Origin of the sequence: Enterobacter sp. 50793107 (assembly GCF_001463365.1) — a bacterium.
In the GTDB taxonomy this organism is placed as follows: domain Bacteria; phylum Pseudomonadota; class Gammaproteobacteria; order Enterobacterales; family Enterobacteriaceae; genus Enterobacter; species Enterobacter cloacae.
In genome coordinates this window covers 162,402-180,785 of sequence record NZ_LNII01000002.1, presented here as the reverse complement: position 1 = coordinate 180,785, position 18,384 = coordinate 162,402, and the positions used below count along the sequence as shown (strand labels likewise).

Sequence of the window (18,384 nt, the reverse complement as noted above, 5' to 3'; positions counted from 1 at the left end):
TGCATTTACGTGATTACGATCACACAATTTTTCGCCGTCTGGACAGTTGAACGATTCAGTGCCAGATTTCACAGCATCAGAACAGGGCCCGGCTACCTCTGCCGCCTCATTAACAATAAACCTCGGGCCGCAAGCCTAAGCGTAAACAGAAGAAGGGGTGTTTTATGTCATCCGATTTCAAGATCAAAGTTCAAAGCTTTGGTCGTTTCCTCAGCAATATGGTGATGCCAAATATCGGCGCGTTTATCGCGTGGGGTATCATCACTGCATTATTCATTCCGACAGGGTGGTTGCCTAACGAAACGCTGGCGAAACTTGTTGGCCCAATGATTACTTACCTGCTGCCGCTGCTCATCGGTTATACCGGTGGTCGTCTGGTGGGCGGTGACCGTGGTGGCGTAGTGGGTGCCATCACAACCATGGGTGTTATCGTCGGTGCGGATATGCCGATGTTCCTCGGTGCGATGATCGCCGGTCCTCTGGGTGGCTGGGCGATTAAGAAATTCGACGTTTGGGTTGATGGCAAAATCAAATCCGGCTTCGAGATGCTGGTGAACAACTTCTCTGCGGGCATCATCGGGATGATCCTCGCGATTCTGGCGTTCCTCGGCATTGGCCCGGCAGTTGAAGTCCTGTCCAAGATTCTGGCGGCGGGCGTTAACTTCATGGTGGCGCACGACATGCTGCCGCTGGCGTCTATCTTTGTTGAACCGGCGAAAATCCTGTTCCTGAACAACGCCATCAACCACGGTATCTTCTCACCGCTGGGTATTCAGCAGTCTCATGACCTCGGCAAGTCCATCTTCTTCCTGATTGAAGCGAACCCGGGTCCGGGTATGGGCGTTCTGCTGGCGTACATGTTCTTTGGTCGCGGCAGCGCGAAGCAGTCTGCTGGCGGTGCGGCTATCATTCACTTCCTGGGCGGTATTCACGAAATTTACTTCCCGTACGTGCTGATGAACCCACGTCTGATCCTGGCCGTTATCCTCGGCGGTATGACCGGTGTGTTCACCCTGAGCGTGCTGAACGGTGGTCTGGTTTCTCCGGCGTCTCCGGGCTCTATCCTGGCGGTACTGGCAATGACGCCGAAAGGTGCCTATTTTGCTAACATCGCGGCTATCTGTGCGGCAATGGCGGTCTCCTTCGTGGTCGCTTCTATCCTGCTGAAAACCAGCAAAGTGAAAGAAGATGACGATATCGAAGCGGCCACCCGTCGTATGCACGACATGAAAGCCGAGTCCAAAGGCGCAACGCCGCTGTCAGCGGGTGATGTTTCTAACGACCTGAGCCACGTGCGTAAAATCATCGTTGCCTGTGATGCCGGTATGGGTTCCAGCGCAATGGGTGCCGGCGTGCTGCGTAAGAAAGTGCAGGATGCAGGCCTGACCAATATCTCAGTGACCAACAGCGCCATTAACAGCCTGCCACCGGATGTTGACCTGGTGATTACGCACCGTGACCTGACCGAACGTGCCATGCGCCAGGTACCGCAGGCACAGCATATTTCGCTGACCAACTTCCTCGACAGCGGCCTGTACACCAGCCTGACTGAACGTCTGGTGGCCGCACAGCGTCACGAAGACAACGAAGTGAAAGTGCGGACCAGCCTGCAGGACAGCTTTGACGAGAGCAATGCTCACCTGTTTAAGCTGGGCGCGGAGAACATCTTCCTCGGTCGTACCGCAGCCACCAAAGAAGAGGCAATTCGCTTTGCCGGTGAGCAGCTGGTAAAAGGCGGCTACGTTCAGCCTGAATATGTCGACGCGATGCTGGAACGCGAAAAACTGACGCCAACCTACCTGGGCGAATCCATCGCGGTACCGCACGGTACGGTGGAAGCGAAAGACCGCGTGCTCAAAACCGGCGTGGTGTTCTGCCAGTATCCTGATGGCGTGCGCTTCGGTGAAGAAGAAGACGACATTGCCCGTCTGGTGATTGGTATCGCCGCTCGCAATAACGAGCACATCCAGGTGATTACCAGCCTGACCAACGCGCTGGATGATGAGTCCGTCATCGAGCGTCTGGCACAGACTGAAAGCGTTGAAGAAGTGCTGGCACTCCTCAACAAATAACAGCGTATCTTCCCTCTCCCTTTTGGGGAGAGGGCTAGGGTGAGGGGTATACGTTCCTCACCCCAGCCCTCTCGGGTAAAAACATTGATAAAGGTTAACACTATGAAAGCATTACATTTTGGCGCAGGTAATATCGGTCGTGGCTTTATCGGCAAACTGCTGGCAGACGCGGGCATTACGCTGACATTCGCCGATGTGAATCAGGTCGTTCTGGATGCCCTGAATGCCCGTCATAGCTACCAGGTACACGTGGTGGGAGAAAACGAGCAGGTTGAAACGGTCTCTGGCGTCAACGCGGTAAGCAGCATTGGCGACGATGTTATCGACCTCATCGCCAGCGTTGACCTGGTGACCACCGCGGTGGGCCCGGTGGTACTTGAGCGCATCGCGCCTGCGGTCGCAAAAGGCCTGGCAAAACGTAAAGCGCAGGGCATCGATACCCCGCTGAACATCATTGCCTGTGAAAATATGGTGCGTGGCACCACGCAGTTGAAAGGTCACGTTCTGGCCGCCGTTGCGGACGAAGACAAAGCCTGGGTTGAAGCGCACGTTGGCTTCGTGGATTCTGCCGTTGACCGTATCGTTCCGCCGTCAGAATCTGCAACTAACGACCCGCTGGAAGTGACGGTAGAAACCTTCAGCGAGTGGATCGTGGACAAAACCCAATTTAAAGGCGCGCTGCCGACCATTCCAGGTATGGAATTAACGGATAACCTGATGGCATTTGTGGAACGTAAACTCTTCACGCTGAACACGGGTCATGCTATAACCGCGTACCTCGGAAAATTGGCCGGTCATCAGACTATTCGTGATGCGATCCTCGACGAGAAGATCCGCGCGGTGGTAAAAGGGGCAATGGAAGAGAGCGGCGCGGTGCTGATCAAACGCTACGGTTTTGATGCTGATAAACACGCAGCATATATCCAGAAAATCCTCGGTCGTTTTGAAAACCCGTATCTGAAAGATGACGTTGAGCGCGTGGGCCGCCAGCCATTGCGTAAGCTGAGCGCGGGCGATCGCCTGATTAAGCCGCTGCTGGGTACGCTGGAATACGGCCTGCCGCACGCCAACCTGGTGAAAGGGATTGCCGCCGCGATGCACTACCGCAGCGAGCAGGATCCGCAGGCGCAGGAGCTGGCACAGTTGATTGATGACCAGGGCGCACAGGCTGCGCTGGCGCAGATTTCCGGTCTGGACGCCAACAGCGATGTGGTTGCGGAGGCGGTTAACGCATATAACGCAACCAAATGATGCACAGTGAGGCGCAGGTGATCCTGCGCCCTGATTACAGATTGTCAGATATGCAGGCAATAATGGAACAAACCCAGGCCTTTGAAAATCGTGTGCTTGAGCGTCTGAATGCTGGCAAAACCGTACGAAGTTTCCTGATTACCGCCGTCGAGTTGTTAACCGAGGCGGTGAATATCCTGGTACTTCAGGTGTTTCGCAAAGACGACTACGCGGTAAAATATGCTGTAGAACCGTTACTGGACGGCGACGGACCGCTGGGCGATTTATCCGTGCGTCTGAAGTTGATTTATGGTCTTGGCGTGCTGAACCGACAAGAATATGAAGATGCGGAGCTGTTGATGGCGCTGCGCGAAGAGCTCAATCATGACGGTAATGAGTACACCTTTACCGATGACGAGATCCTTGGCCCCTTCGGCGAGCTGCATTGCGTTACCGCGCTCCCCCCTGCCCCCCATTTTGATAACAGCGACCCGGAACTGTACGCCATGCAAAAGCTGCGTTATCAACAGGTTGTCCGTTCCACGATGGTTCTTTCCCTGACTGAGCTGATTTCCCGAATCAGCTTAAAAAAAGCGTTTCAGAAGTAAGCCTGCTCACATTGGTGTATCCTTCCCTCTAAATTCCCCGTTTTCAGAGTTATTTGTCATGAAAGAAGTCGAAAAGAACGAAATTAAACGCCTGAGCGACCGCCTGGATCTGATCCGCCATCAGATGGCCGGTCTCTCGCTGGTAGACTCCGCCGAGAAGTACGCCGAGCTGGAGAAAGAGACCGCGAAGCTGGAAGCGGAGATCGAGCGCCTGCGCGAAGTGAAAAGCCAGAAGCTGAGTAAAGAAGCGCAGAAGCTGATGAATATGCCGCACCGCCGCGCCATTACCAAAAAAGAGCAGGCCGATATGGGCAAGCTGAAGAAAAGCGTACGGGGTCTGGTGGTGGTCCACCCGATGACCGAGCTTGGCCGCGAGATGGGCCTGAAAGAGATGACGGGTTTTTGTAAGACGGCGTTCTGATCGGTCTCCCCTGCCGCAGCGGCAGGGGAACACTCAGTTGTAAATCAGGTTAAACGTGGCCATCGCATCCGCTTTTCCCGCCGTCACGTTCTCTTCTGTCTGAATATAATGCGCATCAAACCAGAAGGTCTGCGTCTGGTTATCTCCCACCTGCCCAAGCGCCGACACCTGCGGGGTGTTCCACGGCACCACCTGCCCCTGAACCGCACCGGTATTGTCGCCATAAAGCAGTTCGATCCCGACGCCGCTGGCGCTGTCCTGCTGCTTCGTTAACGCCAGCGCCCGATCGTTGCCCGGCGTGGTATCGCCGAAGAAGCCCATCTTCACCGTCGTGTTATTTTCACAGGTCACCGGAATGCTGAAGCGTCCGCCACCGGCGCGGGAGCCTGTGCCGTGAAATTCACGCTGGCTTACGGTTCCCATCGGTACCAGAATGCTGCGGGAACCAACGGAACAGCTGGTATGCCTGACCGTGAAGCTGGCGAGACGGATCTGCACCGGTGTCGCGACGCTGGTCGCGCTGGCTTTGTTTTCTCCCGCCTGTAATATCAGCGATCCGACGTTTTGCTCCTGGGAGTTGGCGTTATCATCAGGCATGGCGCTGGACGTCGGTATTTTGTAAAACACCACCCAGAACTGCATCTTATAGGTTGAGGCGCTGGCAAAAGCAGGATTCTGTGAGGCGTCGCAGATACGGCGTGACTCGTTGCCGTCCACCGGGCTGGTGCCGTCAATATACCGCACGGCATCCGCACCACAGTACTGCTGCTCGCGGAACCCGAGCGCGTAGCCGATGCCTTCAATCTGGGTTTTGTAGACGTGCCGCGACGCACCGTCTTCCCCCACCACGGTGCCGACGGGATTATCCATCTCGACAAATCCGATACTTCGCCAGGCGTCATTTCCGCCATCGCAGCTGTAAAAATCCGCCCCGGTAGACTGTATCGGCGCGGAAACCGGCGTCCAGTCCGCTGTGCCAGGAGCATATCCAATGGCGTAGGGTACCTGGACAACCCACTGATTGCGCGTGGTGTGGCAGGGCGAGGCCTGAGCGTGCGCATGAAAACTCAGCATGCCAAAAAGAGAAAGTAGACTGAGGTAGAAAACCCATTGAATAAAGTGACGCATAATATTCCTCTAGTGGCACTCAAGAGACAGCGTAGCGATGCCGGGAGCCATATGAGCCGCCCCCAGTTTGAACGGCGTCTGGCACTGACGCGGCTCTCCGTCTTCATACCAGGTTACGCGCAGCGTGCCGCGCTCCGGTACTCCGCTCAGGTAAGCCTGACCGCCGTCAGCCACCATGCTTCGGTTGGCTGAACGACGTTTTTGCTCCACCACCTCGGCCTGGGCGCCAAATGGCAATGGCTCGCCGTGGTATCGCAGGGAGAACAGCACGCGATAGCCAATGTGCGTTGCGTAATTAGCAAGCACCACCGCGCCGCTGGTGGGAACGAGCGTCAGACCGCTCTGCTCAACGTCGACGTTTTCGCCAAGCGTCGCCGTATCAAGATTGACGGTATTCTTACGATAGGCCGAAAGCGCGGGCATAACCGCGTAGCCGCGACTGTCGGTATGGATGCCGCTGTAGCCCTCCGGCTCAACGTTCGCCGCGCCAGGCACGCGCAGCAGAGCGACGCTATCGCCCAGCGGCTGGCTGAGCGTGACGCCATACTGCGTGGCGATAACGCCCCCGGCGAGGCCGAGACTGGCATTATCGCCGTTTCGGCTGCGATCATAACCGAGGCTTACGTTGCCGTAGCCGCCGTTATATTGCAGCGCCAGACTGGTGCTGTCGGCTTGTCCCTCGCTGGCTTTACTCTGCTGAACGCTATAGTTGAGGTTGCGGTTCGCCAGCGCGCTGCCGTTGAGTGACACCTGCTGCGTGGACATCCCACGGTTATTTTTATTGATGAAGTAACTGACCGAGCTGTCCGGCAGCCAGTTACCGAGCGGAATATTGATATTAAACGACACGGTGCGATCGGGATGTTGCTCGCGCGCTGAGTCGGTATAGTCATACCCCGCTCCCCATGAAATGCCCCGCCAGCTGGTGTACCAGCCAAGGTGTATGGTTTTATCCTGCCCGGAGGTGTGCCAGTAATCCTGCATCCACGCCGAAACGCTAAGGCTGCCGAACTGCCCCAGCGTCTGTGAGAAGGTTATTTGCGAGCGGCTACGGCGGTTATTGAGCCGTAACTGCTGGCTGTCAGACTGATTCAGCTCGCTAAACTCATAAAAGTTGCGCGAAGCATAACGATAGCTCGCCAGATTGAAGGCGGTGCCGGTGGTATTAAAATCCTTCTGATACTGAACGCGCCACGCCTGCCCTATTACGCTTTTGCCGTCAGATAAACGGCTTTTTGCCAGCGTATCGTCAACGCCCAGCGAGCCGAACGCGCCAAACCCTCTGCCCACGCCAATGGCGCCGGCCTGGTAGTTATTCGCGGTACGAAAGCCGCCGTATACCGTCATACTGGAGAACAAGCCGTAGAAAAAAGCGCCTTCAACAAAGTCCGGCGACCGGGCATCGCTGGAGCCGGAGTGAAAGCGTCCGGCGTTGAGGCTGTATTTCAGGCTGCCCTGGCGCCGCATAAACGGTACCGCAGAATAAGGCTGGGTAAATACGCGTTTCGAGCCGTCGCTTTCCGTGATGGTCACCTGCAAATCGCCGCTTTGCGCGCCGGGGAACAGATCGTTAATAACAAACGGCCCGGCGGCTACCCAGGTTTCATAAATCACATAGCCATTTTGCGAAACAGAAACCCTGGCATAGCTGTGCGCGACGCCGCGAATTGTCGGCGCGAAGCCGCGCTGGCTGTCGGGTAACATACTCTCGCTGGATGAGAGCTGAACCCCGCGAAACGCCACGCTATCGAACAGGTCGCCGGCAGTCCAGGCATCGCCGATCCGCAGTTGGCTGTTCAGGCTGCGAATATCCCTGCTCAGCCAGCTGCTTTGTGACTGAAAACGATTGCCGCCCGCGTTGCTGTAGCTCCAGGCCGACGTATTACGCAGCCGCCACGGTCCCAGGTTTACGCCGTTACGCAGGCTGAGATAACTTGACGTCGTGTCGCCGTTTTGATGATGAGCCTGCCCCCCCGTGAGGCTGTAATCAACAAATGCCGCCGGAATACCGTCATCCCACTGCGAGGGGGGCACATAGCCACGGCTGCGGTGCGTCATCGCCGCCTGCGGCAGGCTGAGAAACAGGCGCTGCTGGTTAAAATCATAGGAGGTCCGCGCCGCCGGGATAAAATCGGCGATATGCGTGAAGGTCTCTCCCTCCTGCAACCGGGAAAGCGCCGGGATCGCCCCCACATTCACCCCGAGCGTCTCCAGCAGCGGCACGCTAAACACGGGCTGCAGGCTACCTTTCTCATTGACGAAGGTAATCTCCTGATGCCGTTCCTCGCGTCCGTTAACCTCAATCGTTACGAGCCACGTGCCGGGCATCTGCCCGCCCTTTTCGGAGAAATAGTGCAGATCCGCCGTTTTCTGTTCGGCAGAAGAAAGCTCCAGCGCGGCGGGATCAAAATAATCCTCGGCCCATCCTGTACGGCTGAAGCTGAGCAGCAGCAACGAAAGTGGCGCATAACGAAACAGGCGAGAAGGCATGGTTTAAAGAGGCTGCGACCGGGTCGCGGTAATAGCGCCAAAATCATTAATAGCCGACCAGGTAACGCTGCCGGAGGCTGCCACAGGCCATTCGCGGGTTTCGCCTGGGCCGATCATACCCGGTTGCTCAATGTTGTGCCCCGAGACGCTGAGGCGATAAAAAGAGACGTAGTACGGCGTCGGGTTGGTGGCCTCAAGCCCTTTCTGCGTCGTTGAGAATCTCACCTTTTGCCAGGCGGTTGCAGCATCGCCTTTCAGGTTTTCAGGGCGGTAGAAAATTTTAAATTTCGATTTAACGTTAATTTGTAATTCGTTGCTGCTCTCTTTTGGCTTTGGCGCAATGGCCTTAATATCGAGCCAAAATACGGATTCACGATCTGCGGGCAGCGGCGCGCCGGTATATTGAATACGAAGCGTATTGGTCTGATCCGGATCAAGCCTGAATAGTGGCGGCGTGACGATAAATGGCGCGGCGCGGTTTTTCCCTTCAGCATCATTCTCAACCCACGACTGAATCAGATAGGGAACTGCACTTTCCATATTAGATACAGAAAATGCCACCTCCTTACTGTTTTGCGGGTATACGATCCGTGTTCCCCCCATTACTACGCCTGCGGAAACTGACGCAGAGCTAATCATTAATGCAGTGAGCATAATATACGACAAACGTTTCATCTCTATTATCTCTGGAGGTGGCTAAAAATAATCAGTTATAAACCATCAGGAAATTGGACACAGCGTTGACATCACCCGCTTTGATTTCCGTTCCATCTTTGTCCAGTGCGGCAAAGAACGTTAATTCTGCATTGCCTTGAGCATCTGGTGCGGTGGTTTTTGAAACCGTACCCGGCTTAATAACCGTGCTGCGATCGCTGTTATAAAGCTTCACCCCGACGCCCGTCGCCATACCCGTGCCTGGCGTAACCTGCAACAGCGAGTCATCAACCGCATCTTTATTCCCGTCAAACAGCACCGCCACAGATTTAACCGTTTCCGGGCATTTTTCGACGTTGATTTTGAACTCACGCGGCGTTGTTTCGACGTGTTCATCGAAGTAGCTTTTCGCCCACGCCCCAAGATCTACCGTTTTGGTTTTTGATGCCGTAGTAATGTTACAGGAAATAAGGGTAATCTTGCCGGTGAAGTTGATTGTACCGCCTGTGCTCTGTGTACCTGCGTCTGTATTAAGGCTAGTATTAACGCCTGAATTACTGCTTGCCAGCACCGCCTTAGAAGATAACAGAAACCCCGCCGTGGCAAATGCCAGCGCCACATTTTTGATTTTCATTAGGAACACTTTCCCCTCTGTAAATTAAACAGATATTGATTTGTTGTACCAGGTACAATAATTTCTATAAGGATTTTAAAACCGTCACCCAAAGGGTACTAACAGAATTGGTGACGCGACCTCAAAGAATAAATCAGGGTCCATCCCAGCGTGACAATCCGTATATTTTCTGCAAACCCTTCCGCTATATCCTACAGTTTTGGAAAATCCGCCAGGCCGCAAATAACAATGATTAGTGTGTAGTTAAAATTTAATTTAGCATCTTCTGTAACGTTGTATCTCAATAAATAGTAAATCAAATGTCTTTTAACGTCTACGCACTTAAAAGCGCTCAGCAGGCCTGTTTCACATTTCATATTTAACAGCCAGATAACATATTTAACGCATTTCCATAGCCCTGAGAATTATTAACTACCTCCTAATACCGAAGCTAAATTATTTTACTTACACAACTGATCATTGTTTGATCAATTTTTTTAAGAATATTATTAGAAGAAATTATTAGCATCGTCCGAAAAACATCGTTTTTATACTGGCCAGGTGCACTTATAAAGGATATTTTATCATTGATCAGCAAATGATCGTTTGTAATAAGCTGTTAAATCCTATATGTGAAATTTACCTTAAATGTAATTTTTTGCTAAACATGATATTCCGCATTTTTACCTAAAAAAAATTTTTATTTTTAGGTAAAAAATCACACCCTTAACACGCAAGACACCCAACACAAACCAGAATAAAACATAAATCCCTCCTAAAGTTAACATGATTGCGGTACTTGCTTCTCTTTATCCCCTTCGCTACGCACCGCGCCTGACTGAATGACACGATTTTGACCCGGTTCCTGCTCAACCCTGAACATTGTGGATTTGGTCCTACCAATGGGTTTTAAAGCTATCCTTCGTTCACAGTTTCAATGATTCACGTCACAAATATATTGCCGAATAGCAACAGTTGATTAACCATTCATTGTCATTACCCCTACAACACAATATTGGCAGGACCACTTTTACACAGACTGTGACGCAGAGATGAGCGGAGACTCACCCGCAGCATAGGCTGTCTGGTCCCCAGGAGACCTGCATGAGCCTCTGGCAACAAAACTACGACCCGGCCGGAAATATCTGGCTGTCCAGCCTGATCGCATCGCTGCCGATCCTGTTCTTCTTCTTTGCGCTGATTAAGCTCAAGCTGAAGGGCTACCTCGCCGCGACGTACACCGTCGCCATCGCGCTGCTGGTGGCGCTGTTCTTCTACAAAATGCCGATCGATCGCGCGCTGGCATCCGTTGTCTACGGTTTCTTCTACGGCCTGTGGCCGATTGCGTGGATCATCATCGCCGCGGTGTTTGTCTATAAAATCTCAGTCAAAACCGGGCAGTTCGACATCATTCGCTCGTCGATTCTCTCCATCACGCCGGACCAGCGCCTGCAGATGCTGATTGTCGGCTTCTCCTTCGGGGCGTTTCTGGAAGGGGCGGCAGGGTTTGGTGCGCCGGTGGCAATCACCGCCGCGCTGCTGGTGGGGCTGGGCTTTAACCCGCTCTATGCCGCCGGTCTTTGCCTGATCGTCAACACCGCGCCGGTGGCGTTTGGCGCGATGGGTATTCCGATTCTGGTCGCAGGCCAGGTGACTGGCCTGGACAGCTTCGAGATTGGTCAGATGGTTGGCCGCCAGTTGCCGTTCCTGACCATTATCGTGCTGTTCTGGATCATGGCGATTATGGACGGCTGGCGCGGCGTGAAGGAGACCTGGCCTGCGGTGATGGTGGCGGGCGGTTCGTTCGCGATTGCCCAGTATCTCAGCTCGAACTTCCTTGGCCCGGAGCTGCCGGACATTATCTCTTCCCTGGTGTCGCTGGTCTGTCTGACGCTGTTCCTGAAACGCTGGCAGCCTGTGCGCATCTTCCGCTTTGCCGATATGGGCGCGTCGCACGTGGATCAGACGCTCGCCCGCACGGGCTATACCGCCGGGCAGATCGTTCGCGCCTGGTCACCGTTCCTGTTTCTGACCGCCACCGTAACGCTGTGGAGCATCCCGCCGTTTAAGGCCCTGTTTGCCCCGGGCGGTGCGCTGTACGACATGGTGATTAACATCTCCGTGCCGTTCCTCGACAAGATGGTCGCCCGTATGCCGCCAGTGGTGCACGACGCCACGCCGTACGCGGCAGTATTTAAGTTTGACTGGTTCTCCGCCACCGGCACGGCCATCCTGTTTGCCGCACTCCTTTCTGTGGTGTGGCTGCGCATGAAGCCGGCCGCCGCGGTACAGACCTTTGCGGCGACCATTAAAGAATTGATGCTGCCGATCTACTCCATCGGCATGGTGCTGGCGTTCGCGTTTATCTCGAACTACTCCGGCCTGTCATCAACGCTGGCACTGGCGCTGGCCCATACCGGCCACGCCTTCACCTTCTTCTCGCCGTTCCTCGGCTGGCTGGGGGTGTTCCTGACCGGTTCAGATACCTCGTCTAACGCCCTGTTCGCCGCCCTGCAGGCGACGGCGGCTCAGCAGATTGGCGTCTCTGACGTGCTGCTGGTGGCCGCGAATACCACCGGCGGCGTGACCGGGAAGATGATCTCTCCGCAGTCCATCGCCATTGCCTGTGCGGCGGTAGGGCTGGTGGGTAAAGAGTCCGACCTGTTCCGTTTTACCGTGAAACACAGCCTGATATTCACCTGCATGGTTGGGGTGATCACCACCCTGCAGGCCTATGTCTTAACCTGGATGATCCCATGATAGTCATGCCCAGACGCCTGTCCGACGAGATTGCCTCTCGCGTGCGGGCGCTGATTGAAGAACAACAGCTGGAAGCGGGCATGAAATTGCCCGCTGAACGTCAACTCGCCGCCCAGCTTGGCGTGTCGCGCAATTCCCTGCGTGAAGCGCTGGCGACGCTGGTCAGCGAAGGAGTACTGGTAAGCCGTCGCGGCGGCGGCACCTTTGTGCGCTGGCAACATGACGACTGGTCCGAGCAAAACATCGTCCAGCCGCTCAAAACCCTGATGGAGAATGACCCGGACTACAGCTTCGACATCCTCGAAGCCCGTCACGCCATCGAAACCAGTACCGCCTGGCATGCGGCCATGCGGGCAACCGAAGCCGACAAAGAGAAGCTCAGGGCCTGCTTCGACGCCACGCAAAGCAGCGACCCGGATATCGCTTCGCAGGCGGATGTCCGCTTTCACCTGGCGATTGCCGAGGCGTCGCACAACGTGGTGCTGCTCCAGACCATGCGCGGTTTTTTCGACCTGCTGCAATCCTCCGTGAAGCAGAGCCGCCAGCGCATGTATCTGGTCCCGCCGGTCTTTGCTCAACTGACCGAACAGCACGAGGCGGTGCTCAACGCCATTCTGGCCGGTGATGCCGAGGCCGCACGCAAGGCGATGATGGCGCATCTGGGCTTCGTCCACACCACCATTAAACGATTTGATGAAGATCAGGCCCGACAGGCGCGTATTACCCGTCTGCCTGGCGACAGTGATATATCCAGGGAGAACAAAGCATGATTATTTCAGCAGCCAGTGACTACCGCGCCGCGGCGCAGCGTATTTTGCCGCCGTTCCTGTTCCACTATATCGACGGCGGGGCCTATGCCGAATATACCCTGCGCCGTAACGTGGAAGATCTGTCGGAGGTGGCTCTGCGTCAGCGCGTGCTGAAGAATATGTCGGATCTGAGCCTTGAGACGAAACTGTTTAACGAAACGCTCTCCATGCCAGTAGCGCTTGCCCCGGTCGGGCTGTGTGGCATGTACGCCCGTCGCGGTGAAGTGCAGGCCGCAGCCGCGGCGGATGCCAAAGGCATCCCGTTTACCCTCTCCACCGTGTCTGTCTGCCCGATTGAAGAGGTCGCCCCGACCATCAAGCGCCCGATGTGGTTCCAGCTATACGTCCTGCGCGATCGCGGCTTTATGCGTAACGCGCTGGAGCGCGCCAAAGCGGCGGGCTGTTCCACGCTGGTCTTTACCGTTGATATGCCTACCCCCGGCGCGCGCTACCGTGATGCCCACTCCGGCATGAGCGGCCCGAACGCTGCTATGCGTCGTTACTGGCAGGCGGTAACACATCCGCAGTGGGCGTGGGACGTGGGCCTGAATGGCCGTCCACACGATCTGGGTAACATCTCGGCTTATCTCGGTAAGCCTACCGGGCTGGAAGATTATATCGGCTGGCTGGCGAACAATTTCGATCCGTCCATCTCCTGGAAAGACCTGGAGTGGATCCGCGAATTCTGGGACGGCCCAATGGTGATCAAAGGGATCCTCGACCCGGACGACGCCCGCGACGCGGTGCGTTTTGGCGCAGACGGGATAGTGGTCTCGAACCACGGCGGACGTCAGCTCGATGGCGTGCTCTCATCCGCACGCGCCCTTCCGGCAATTGCGGATGCGGTTAAAGGCGACATCGCTATCCTCGCCGACAGCGGTATTCGTAACGGGCTGGATGTGGTGCGTATGATTGCGCTGGGTGCCGACAGCGTACTGCTGGGACGCGCTTACCTTTACGCGCTGGCCACCAGCGGCCAGGCAGGGGTAGCAAACCTGCTTAACCTGATTGAGAAAGAGATGAAGGTTGCAATGACTCTCACCGGGGCGAAAACAATCGGCGAGATCAGCAAGGATTCTCTGGTGCAGGAGCTGAGTAAGATCCCTGCGGCACTGGCACCGCTTACCCACGGAGATGCGGCCTGATCCCCTCCCCTTAACCTGCCTTACTCACGCGTCCGATCTCCTCCATCGGGCGCGTTTTTGTGCCACAAATAACATCTAGATAACATATTAGATAAGAATATTTGACATCCCCCGCCACACGCAATTGTATAGACAAGCAAATACAAGAACACAAAAACAACATCACATCAGAGAGGAGCGTATGGCCTATTCAGGTAAGGTGGATATTCAGCAGGTAATCGACGACAGTTCCTTTTCATGGTTTCACTGGCTACTCATTGTGCTGGGCTTTCTGGTGCTGGCAATCGATGGTTTCGATACAGCGGCAATGGGCTACATTGCCCCGACACTCTCGGCAGAATGGGGGATCCACAAACAGGATCTGGGGCCGGTACTGAGTGCCGCGCTGCTGGGACTGTCGCTGGGTGCGCTGATCGCAGGTCCGGTATCGGACCGGATGGGCCGCAAGCGCGTGCTGGTCTTTTCGTGTTTATTCTTTGGTCTTGCAAGCCTGGGCGCCGCCTGGGCGCAAACCCTGAACACCCTGACGCTGTGGCGATTTCTCACCGGCCTGGGTTTGGGTGCGGCAATGCCTAACGCCATCACGCTGCTCTCAGAGTTTGCCCCTAAGCGCTGTCGCGCCATGGCGATCAATACCATGTACTGCGGTTTTCCTCTGGGCGCGGCGGGGGGTGGGGCAATCTCCTCCTGGCTGATTCCTCACCACGGCTGGCGAAGCGTACTGCTGACCGGCGCAATTGCCCCGCTGATCCTGACGCTGCTGCTGGCGCTATTTTTGCCGGAGTCGGTGAAGTTTCTGGTTCAGCGTGGAAGAGACGTGATGCAGATCCGCCGTATCGCCAGCCGCTTCGCCCGCGGCACGCTGGATGGCGTGACCGGCTTTTTCCTGGCGGAGGAGCGGGTCGCGTCTAAGAAAGGGAGCGTGGCACAGCTGTTTTCTATGCCCTGGCTGCCCGGCACCCTGATGCTGTGGGTGACCTACTTTATGGGGCTGGTGATTTATTACGTCCTGCTGAGCTGGATGCCGACGTTGATGCTGGGGATGGGTTATCCGCTGGCGGAATCTGCCTGGCTTACCTCGCTGTTCACCTTCGGCGGTACCGCAGGCATTCTTCTCGCCGGGTGGATGATGGACCGCTGGGAGGCGCACAGGGTGGTGGCAGGTGGGTTTATGCTGACCATGGCGCTCATCCTGCTGCTCGGCATGGAGCATAATCACATCGCCCTGTTTGGCGGATTGATTTTCCTGATGGGGATCGCCATGAACGGCGCGCAATCAGGGATGCAAACCCTGGCCGCCACCTTCTACCCAACCGAATGCCGCGCGACGGGTATCGCGTGGATGCAGGGAATTGGCCGTTTTGGTGGCGTGGCGGGTACCATGACCAGCGCGCAGCTTCTCTCCATGCAGTGGCAGGCAGACAGTATTTTGATGATCCTCAGCCTGCCCGCGCTGGTGGCTGCAGGTGCCACCGTCTATAAAATGCTGCGCTGCCGCCCACAGGAACCCGGCGTCGCGTAGTGCCCGTCATTTCTGCTATGCTGCCCCCGCAATTAAGGGGGCAGCATGCTTAACATCGTTTTATTCGAACCAGAAATTCCGCCTAATACCGGCAACATTATCCGCCTGTGCGCCAACACCGGATTTCGCCTGCATATTATCGAGCCGATGGGCTTTACGTGGGATGATAAACGCCTGCGTCGTGCGGGGCTGGATTATCATGAATTTACCGCGGTGGTTCGCCATCATGATTACGCCGCGTTTCTGGAAAGCGAAAAGCCAGAGCGCATGTTTGCCCTGACGACCAAAGGCACGCCCGCGCACAGCGCCGTGAGCTACCAGGCAGGCGACTATCTGATGTTTGGTCCGGAAACCCGCGGCCTGCCGGCCACGATTCTGGACGCCCTGCCCGCTGAGCAGAAAATCCGTATTCCGATGATGCCGGACAGCCGTAGCATGAACCTGTCGAACGCGGTGTCCGTGGTGGTGTATGAAGCCTGGCGCCAGATGGGGTATCCGGGCGCCATTCTCAGAAGTTAAATGCCGTCACCATACTCAAACGTATGGTGAATGCCGTTGAAGTGCTGATCCATGTCCATCGATGGTTTATCACTGTCTGGCTTACCGACGATGCGCGCCGGTACGCCAGCGGCGGTTGTGTGCGGCGGCACGGGCTGCAGCACCACAGAGCCCGCGCCGATTTTCGCGCCGCGGCCCACTTCGATATTGCCGAGGATTTTGGCACCCGCGCCAATCATCACCCCTTCACGAATTTTCGGATGGCGATCGCCGCTGGTTTTGCCGGTACCGCCCAGGGTAACCGACTGCAGGATCGACACGTCATCTTCAATGACCGCCGTCTCACCGACAACAATCCCGGTGGCATGGTCAAGCATGATCCCCCGGCCAATTTTGGCCGCCGGGTGAATATCAACCTGGAAGGTCACAGAAACCTGGTTTTGCAGGAAAATTGCCAGCGCGCGGCGGCCTTCCTTCCATAACCAGTGGCCGATGCGGTACGCCTGTAAGGCATGGAAACCCTTAAGGTACAGCAGCGGCGTAGAATATTTATCGACCGCCGGATCACGCGTGCGCACGGCCTGAATATCACAGGCGGCAGAGGCGATCATTTCCGGGTCTGCGGCGTAGGCCTCTTCCACCACTTCACGAATGGCGATGGCGGGCATGATTGAAGACGCCAGCTTGTTGGCGAGCATATAGCTCAGGGCACTACCGAGGTTTTCGTGTTTGAGTAACGTTGCATGGTAGAAACTGGCCAGCATCGGCTCACAGTCGGCCAACGCCCGGGCTTCGGCTTTAATATTATTCCAGACGATATCCAGTTCTTCACACGGCATTGCTTACTCCAGACGATAGTATAATGACCAGCCAGTTCTGCGCTGGCTGGGTCATTCAGGTGACAATGGTTCCGACTAGTTACTGCTGCGCTCGTCCTTGCGCGCACGACCTAATAAGGTCAATGCTGCCTCGCGCGCATTTTTTCCGCAATACAATACCTGATAAATTTCCTCGGTTATTGGCATTTCGACACCAAAACGGTGCGCCAATTCGCGGACTTCTTTGGTATTGCGGTAGCCTTCAACCACCTGACCAATCTTCTCCTGCGCGCCTTTTACATCCATGCCCTGACCGAGCATCATGCCAAAGCGGCGATTACGCGACTGGTTGTCGGTACAGGTCAGCACCAGATCGCCTAAACCCGCCATCCCCATAAAGGTGGCCGGATCGGCACCCAGTGCCGCCCCGAGACGGGACATCTCGGTTAACCCACGGGTAATCAGCGCTGTACGTGCATTGGCACCAAAGCCAATGCCGTCGGACATCCCGGCGCCAATGGCGATGACGTTCTTCACCGCACCGCCCAGTTGAACGCCGATAAAATCGGGATTGCTGTAGACGCGGAAACTCTTGCCGCAGTGCAGCAGGTGCTGAAGATCGTCCGCAAAGACAGGATCCGTGGAGGCCAGCGAGATTGCCGTTGGCAGGCCTGCGGCCAGCTCTTTGGCAAACGTTGGGCCGGAGATAACCGCCAGCGGGATCTCGGTACCCAGCACTTCGCGGGCAACGTCCTGCAACAGACGACCGGTTTCGGCTTCCAGCCCCTTCGTTGCCCACACAATGCGTGCATCCGGGCGCATCAGCGGCTTAATCTGCTGTAGCACGTCGCCAAACACATGGCTCGGCACCACAATCAAAATATTGCGGCTGGCTGCCAGCGCGGTCGCAAGGTCGCTTTCCAGGTGCAGGGAGTCAGGGAACGGAACGTCAGGAAGGAACGCCACGTTGCAGCGGTCGTGCTGCAGCGTTGCGATATGTTTTGGGTCGTGGCCCCACAGGACCACCTCGTGACCATTTCTTGCCAGCGTGATGGCAAGAGCGGTGCCGTAAGAGCCGGCACCGATCACAGTCATTGACGCATTAACAGTGCTCATCAGGCATCCTGATGTTGTTCAGCACCTTCGCCAGCCTGCTGCTGCAGATAGTTCATGAACAGCGCATCAAAGTTAACTGGCGCAAGGTTCAGTTGCGGGAATGTACCGCGAGAAACCAGGCTGGTGATGCATTCACGCGCATACGGGAACAGAATGTTCGGGCAGTATGCACCCAGGCAATGCGCCATCTGGTTGCCTTCAATACCGCCGATGGAGAAGATACCGCCCTGCTGTACTTCACACAGGAATGCAGTTTCTTCGCCCAGAGAGGCGGTCACGGTCACACGCAGTACGACTTCATACACGTCATCAGCCAGCTGGGTTGATGCGGTATCCAGATCAAGTTTAACCTCTGGCTGCCAATCTTTCTGGAAAACATGTGGCGCATTTGGCGCTTCGAAAGAGACATCCTTGGTGTAGATACGCTGGATCTGGAAAGTCATTTCGGTGTTGTTTTGTTCTGACATGGAAAAACCCTTTTTAAATTGTCCTAAAGTCTC

General features: G+C 55.8%; 16 protein-coding genes. 9 read left to right on the top strand and 7 right to left on the bottom strand.

What is annotated here, in order from left to right; all coding sequences use genetic code 11:
* Positions 1-164: 164 nt before the first annotated feature.
* The 4 genes from APU11_RS00930 (at position 165) to APU11_RS00915 (ending at position 4,331) form a co-directional block, all read left to right on the top strand.
* Positions 165-2,072: a PTS mannitol transporter subunit IICBA gene (locus APU11_RS00930; RefSeq protein ID WP_020686515.1), complete on the top strand. Its 1,908-nt coding sequence runs from the start codon at positions 165-167 to the stop codon at positions 2,070-2,072.
* Between the two features lie 102 nt (positions 2,073-2,174).
* Entirely contained in the window at positions 2,175-3,323 is a 1,149-nt protein-coding gene (gene mtlD, locus APU11_RS00925; RefSeq protein WP_013094932.1) for a mannitol-1-phosphate 5-dehydrogenase, read from the top strand.
* Positions 3,320-3,910, top strand: coding sequence for a mannitol operon repressor MtlR (gene mtlR / locus APU11_RS00920; protein WP_013094931.1), 591 nt, complete (start codon positions 3,320-3,322; stop codon positions 3,908-3,910). Before mtlD ends, mtlR begins: the two co-directional genes overlap by 4 nt.
* Positions 3,911-3,968: 58 nt before the next feature.
* A complete protein-coding gene (locus APU11_RS00915) occupies positions 3,969-4,331 on the top strand; it encodes a YibL family ribosome-associated protein (RefSeq protein ID WP_023621173.1) in 363 nt (120 codons plus the stop codon).
* 33 nt (positions 4,332-4,364) lie between these two features.
* Here the strand turns inward: APU11_RS00915 and APU11_RS00910 are convergent, their stop codons facing one another.
* Genes APU11_RS00910 through APU11_RS00895 form a run of 4 tightly spaced genes read right to left on the bottom strand, consistent with a single transcriptional unit; the run spans position 4,365 to position 9,222 of the window.
* The gene (locus APU11_RS00910; protein ID WP_038418375.1) at positions 4,365-5,459 is read right to left on the bottom strand and encodes a fimbrial protein; all 1,095 of its coding nucleotides are present in this window, start codon (positions 5,457-5,459) and stop codon (positions 4,365-4,367) included.
* Positions 5,460-5,468: 9 nt separating this feature from the next.
* Positions 5,469-7,949, bottom strand: coding sequence for a fimbria/pilus outer membrane usher protein (locus APU11_RS00905; protein WP_058650595.1), 2,481 nt, complete (start codon positions 7,947-7,949; stop codon positions 5,469-5,471).
* Between the two features lie 3 nt (positions 7,950-7,952).
* Positions 7,953-8,624, bottom strand: coding sequence for a molecular chaperone (locus APU11_RS00900; RefSeq protein ID WP_038982547.1), 672 nt, complete (start codon positions 8,622-8,624; stop codon positions 7,953-7,955).
* A gap of 31 nt (positions 8,625-8,655) precedes the next feature.
* Positions 8,656-9,222, bottom strand: a complete 567-nt coding sequence (locus APU11_RS00895; protein WP_239691322.1) for a fimbrial protein — start codon at positions 9,220-9,222, stop codon at positions 8,656-8,658.
* Between the two features lie 1,098 nt (positions 9,223-10,320).
* On the opposite strand from APU11_RS00895, the gene lldP reads away from it, so the two are divergent.
* The 5 genes from lldP (at position 10,321) to trmL (ending at position 15,971) form a co-directional block, all read left to right on the top strand.
* Positions 10,321-11,976 carry an L-lactate permease gene (lldP, locus tag APU11_RS00890; protein ID WP_023621174.1) on the top strand — a complete coding sequence of 552 codons (1,656 nt, stop codon included), beginning with the start codon at positions 10,321-10,323 and terminating at the stop codon, positions 11,974-11,976.
* Positions 11,973-12,746, top strand: coding sequence for a transcriptional regulator LldR (lldR, locus tag APU11_RS00885; protein WP_020686511.1), 774 nt, complete (start codon positions 11,973-11,975; stop codon positions 12,744-12,746). The genes lldP and lldR overlap by 4 nt, the downstream gene beginning before the upstream one ends.
* On the top strand, positions 12,743-13,930 hold the full coding sequence (gene lldD / locus APU11_RS00880; RefSeq protein WP_013094925.1) for an FMN-dependent L-lactate dehydrogenase LldD: 1,188 nt from the start codon (positions 12,743-12,745) through the stop codon (positions 13,928-13,930). The genes lldR and lldD overlap by 4 nt, the downstream gene beginning before the upstream one ends.
* 181 nt (positions 13,931-14,111) lie before the next feature.
* Positions 14,112-15,452, top strand: a complete 1,341-nt coding sequence (locus APU11_RS00875; protein WP_058650593.1) for an aromatic acid/H+ symport family MFS transporter — start codon at positions 14,112-14,114, stop codon at positions 15,450-15,452.
* A 45-nt stretch (positions 15,453-15,497) separates the two neighbouring features.
* Positions 15,498-15,971: a tRNA (uridine(34)/cytosine(34)/5-carboxymethylaminomethyluridine(34)-2'-O)-methyltransferase TrmL gene (trmL, locus tag APU11_RS00870; RefSeq protein ID WP_045294588.1), complete on the top strand. Its 474-nt coding sequence runs from the start codon at positions 15,498-15,500 to the stop codon at positions 15,969-15,971.
* Here the strand turns inward: trmL and cysE are convergent.
* From cysE to secB, 3 genes are all read right to left on the bottom strand, one after another.
* Positions 15,968-16,789, bottom strand: coding sequence for a serine O-acetyltransferase (gene cysE / locus APU11_RS00865; protein ID WP_013094922.1), 822 nt, complete (start codon positions 16,787-16,789; stop codon positions 15,968-15,970). The two genes, trmL and cysE, sit on opposite strands and share 4 nt — an antisense overlap.
* Before the next feature lie 75 nt (positions 16,790-16,864).
* On the bottom strand, positions 16,865-17,884 hold the full coding sequence (gpsA, locus tag APU11_RS00860; RefSeq protein ID WP_020686508.1) for an NAD(P)H-dependent glycerol-3-phosphate dehydrogenase: 1,020 nt from the start codon (positions 17,882-17,884) through the stop codon (positions 16,865-16,867).
* A complete protein-coding gene (gene secB, locus APU11_RS00855; protein ID WP_003860835.1) occupies positions 17,884-18,351 on the bottom strand; it encodes a protein-export chaperone SecB in 468 nt (155 codons plus the stop codon). Before secB ends, gpsA begins: the two co-directional genes overlap by 1 nt.
* Between the last annotated feature and the right edge of the window lie 33 nt (positions 18,352-18,384).